Source organism: Rhodobaculum claviforme (assembly GCF_016653255.1).
GTDB lineage: Bacteria > Pseudomonadota > Alphaproteobacteria > Rhodobacterales > Rhodobacteraceae > Rhodobaculum > Rhodobaculum claviforme.
The window spans coordinates 1-3,619 of the sequence record NZ_NHSD01000046.1 but is presented as its reverse complement, the minus strand read 5'-3'; the positions used below and the strand labels follow the sequence as shown (position 1 = coordinate 3,619).

Annotated in this window: 3 protein-coding genes; 2 read left to right on the top strand and 1 reads right to left on the bottom strand. The window is 72.5% G+C overall.

Annotated elements, in window-relative coordinates:
• Nucleotides 1-81: 81 nt before the first annotated feature.
• Nucleotides 82-1,407, bottom strand: coding sequence for a tRNA (N6-isopentenyl adenosine(37)-C2)-methylthiotransferase MiaB (gene miaB, locus CCR87_RS00685; protein ID WP_201155409.1), 1,326 nt, complete (start codon nt 1,405-1,407; stop codon nt 82-84).
• A gap of 90 nt (nt 1,408-1,497) precedes the next feature.
• Here miaB and dapF point away from each other — a divergent pair, with 90 nt between their 5' ends.
• Both dapF and mtaB read left to right on the top strand, forming a co-directional pair.
• Complete coding sequence (gene dapF / locus CCR87_RS00680; RefSeq protein ID WP_201155408.1) at nt 1,498-2,337, top strand: diaminopimelate epimerase; 840 nt, start codon at nt 1,498-1,500, stop codon at nt 2,335-2,337.
• Complete coding sequence (gene mtaB / locus CCR87_RS00675; RefSeq protein WP_201155407.1) at nt 2,334-3,587, top strand: tRNA (N(6)-L-threonylcarbamoyladenosine(37)-C(2))-methylthiotransferase MtaB; 1,254 nt, start codon at nt 2,334-2,336, stop codon at nt 3,585-3,587. The genes dapF and mtaB overlap by 4 nt, the downstream gene beginning before the upstream one ends.
• Nucleotides 3,588-3,619 lie beyond the last annotated feature (32 nt).

The following is a 3,619-nucleotide window of genomic DNA, read 5'->3' as shown; positions in this document are numbered from 1 at the left end:
ATGGGGGCCGCCAAGTGGGGGTGGCGGGTGCCCCGGCGCGATGGGACCTGCCCCGCGCCGCCGGCGGGAGGACCGCCCGCGCTATTCCGCCACGACCTCGCCACCCAGCGAATGCGCGGCACTTTCGGTGATGCGCACACGGCACAGGGTGCCGGGCGTCACACCGGGGGCCATGGCGTGGACCGCATGCAGGTACTCGGACTTGCCCACCATCTGCCCCGGCAGGCGGCCGGGTTTCTCGAACAGGACCGTCACCTCACGGCCCACCATGGCGGCCTGCGCGGCCTGTTCCTGGGTGCGCAGCAGCGCCTGGAGGCGTTGCAGGCGGTCGTCGGCGACCTCCGCGGCGACCTCCGCGCGTTCGGCCGCCGGGGTGCCGGGGCGGGGAGAGTACTTGAAGCTGTAGCTCTGGCCGAAGCCCACCGCCTCGATCAGCGCGAGGGTATCGGCGAAATCGGCCTCGGTCTCGCCGGGGAAGCCCACGATGAAATCCGAACTCAGCAGGATGTCGGGGCGCGCGGCGCGCAGCCGGTCGATGACGCGCAGGTACTCCTCGGCGGTGTGGCGGCGATTCATGGCCTTCAGGATACGGTCCGACCCCGACTGCACCGGCAGATGCAGATAGGGCATCAGCTTGCCCCCCTCGCCATGCGCGGCGATCAGGTCGTCGGTCATGTCGCAGGGATGCGAGGTCGTGTAGCGGATGCGCGCCAGCCCCTCGATCCCGCCCAGCGCCGCCGTCAGCCGCGCCAGCGACCATTCCCCGTCAACCCCCGCCCCGTGATAGGCGTTGACGTTCTGGCCCAGCAGCGTGATCTCGCGCACGCCACGGTCCACCAGATCGCGCGCCTCGGCCAGGATGCGGGCGGGGGGGCGGCTGGCCTCGGCCCCGCGGGTATAGGGGACGACGCAGAAGGCGCAGAACTTGTCGCACCCCTCCTGCACCGTCAGAAACGCCGTGGGGCCGCGTGCGGCCTTGGGGCGGGCGGGCAGCGCGTCGAACTTGTCCTCGGCCGGGAAATCGGTGTCGATGGCGCGGGCGCCCTGGCGCGCGCGCGCCTCCAGCTCCGGCAGCCGGTGATAGCTTTGCGGCCCCACCACCAGATCGACCGACGGCGCGCGCGCGACGATCTCGGCGCCCTCGGCCTGGGCCACGCAGCCCGCCACGCCGATGCGCAGGTCGGGGTTGGCGGCCTTGAGCGGCTTGAGCCGGCCCAGCTCGGAATAGACCTTCTCGGCGGCCTTTTCGCGGATGTGGCAGGTGTTGAGCAGGATCAGGTCCGCGTCCTCGGCCCGGTCGGTCGTGACATAGCCCGAAGGCGCCAGCGCCTCGGCCATGCGTTCGCTGTCATAGACATTCATCTGACAGCCATAGGTCTTGACGAACAGCTTGCGCGGCGTGGTCATGCTGGGCCCCCTTGCGACGCCGGGGATGTAACCCGCGCGGGGCCATCCCGCAACGCCCGCCCACTGGCGGCGGCGCGGCGGCGCGGCTATATGCGCGCCATGACCGACCCGCGCCCCCTGCCCTTCGCCAAGATGCACGGCCTTGGCAATGATTTCGTCGTGATCGACCGCCGTGGCCCGGCGGCCGGGATTGCGCTGTCGGGCGCGCTGATCGCGGCGCTGGGGGACCGGCACCGGGGTGTGGGCTTCGACCAGCTGGCGGTGATCGACGCCGATCCGGAGGGGGTGCGGCTGACGTTTCACAACCCCGACGGCTCGGTGTCGGCGGCCTGCGGCAACGCCACCCGCTGCATCGCCGCGGTCGAGATGGCCGCGACCGGGGCCGACCGGCTGCGGCTGCGCACCGGGCGCGGCGTGCTGCGGGCGGAACGGACGGCCGATGGCGTGCGCGTCAACATGGGCGCGCCGCTGCTGGACTGGGACGGCGTGCCGCTGGCGCAGGCGATGGACACGCTGCACCTGCCGATCGCGGGCGATCCGGTGGCCACGGGAATGGGCAACCCGCACTGCACCTTCTTCGTGCCCGACGCCTGCGCCGTCCCGCTGGAGGCGTTCGGCCCCGCCCACGAGGTCCACCCCCTGTTCCCCGAGCGCACGAACGTGGAGGTCGCGACCCTCACCGCTCCCGACCGGCTGCGGCTGCGGATCTGGGAGCGCGGCACGGGGATCACGCTGGCCTCCGGCTCGTGTTCCTGTGCGGCCGCGGTGGCGGCGGCGCGGCGGGGGCTGACGGGACGGGCGGTGACGGTGGATGTGGACGGCGGCACGCTGCACATCGACTGGACCGACGACGGCGTGTGGCTGGCGGGTCCGACCGCGCATGTGTTCGACGGGGTGCTGACGCCCGAATTCCTGGCGGCGCTGGCATGAGCGCGCCGGTCTTCACCACGCTGGGCTGTCGCCTCAACGCCTACGAGACCGAGGCGATGACCCGCCTCGCGGCGCAGGCCGGGGTGGAGAACGCGGTCGTCGTCAACACCTGCGCCGTGACCTCCGAGGCCGTGCGCAAGGCCCGCCAGGAGATCCGCCGCCTCGCGCGCGCCAACCCCGGCGCGGCCATCATCGTGACCGGCTGCGCGGCCCAGGTGGAGCCCGAGACCTTTGCCGCCATGCCCGAGGTCACCCACGTCATCGGCAACGCCGAGAAGATGGAGCCCACCACCTGGGCCGGGCTGGCGCCGGACCTGATCGGGTCGACGGAACGCGTGCAGGTCAACGACATCATGGCCGTTCGGGAGACCGCGGGCCACCTGATCGACGGGTTCGGCACCCGCGCGCGCGCCTATGTGCAGGTCCAGAACGGCTGCGACCACCGCTGCACCTTCTGCATCATCCCGTATGGTCGCGGCAACTCCCGCTCCGTCCCCGCAGGCGTGGTGGTCGACCAGATCGCGCGGCTGGTGGCCGAGGGCTACAACGAGGTCGTCCTCACCGGCGTGGACCTCACAAGCTGGGGCGCCGATCTGCCGGGGCAGCCCCGGCTGGGCGATCTGGTGCGGCGCATCCTGCGGCTGGTGCCGGGGCTGCCCCGCCTGCGCATCTCCTCCATCGATTCGATCGAGGCCGACCCCGCGCTGATGGCGGCATTGGCCGAGGAACCCCGGCTGATGCCGCACCTCCACCTGAGCCTGCAGCACGGCTGCGACCTGATCCTCAAGCGCATGAAGCGCCGCCACCTGCGCAAGGACGCCATCGCGTTCTGCCAGGAGGCCCGCCGCCTGCGCCCCGACATCGTCTTCGGCGCCGACATCATCGCGGGCTTTCCCACCGAGACCGAGGACGCCTTCGCCCAGTCCCTCGACCTGATCGAGGCCTGCGGGCTGACCTTCCTGCACGTTTTCCCCTTCAGCGCCCGTCCGGGCACGCCGGCCGCCCGGATGCCGCAACTGCCCGGCCCGGTGATCCGCGACCGCGCCGCCCGGCTGCGCGACGCCGGCGCAGGCGCCCTCGGCCGGCACCTGCTGGCCCAGACCGGGCGCGCCCACCGGGTGCTGACCGAAAGCCCCGACATGGGCCGCACCGAACAATTCACCGAGGTCACGCTGCGCACCCCCCAGCCCGTGGGCCGGATCCTGCCGCTGCGGATCACCGGCAACGACGGCGCCCGGCTGGTGGCCTGAGGGCGACGGCCCAGCCTTGTACAGGGGGGCGG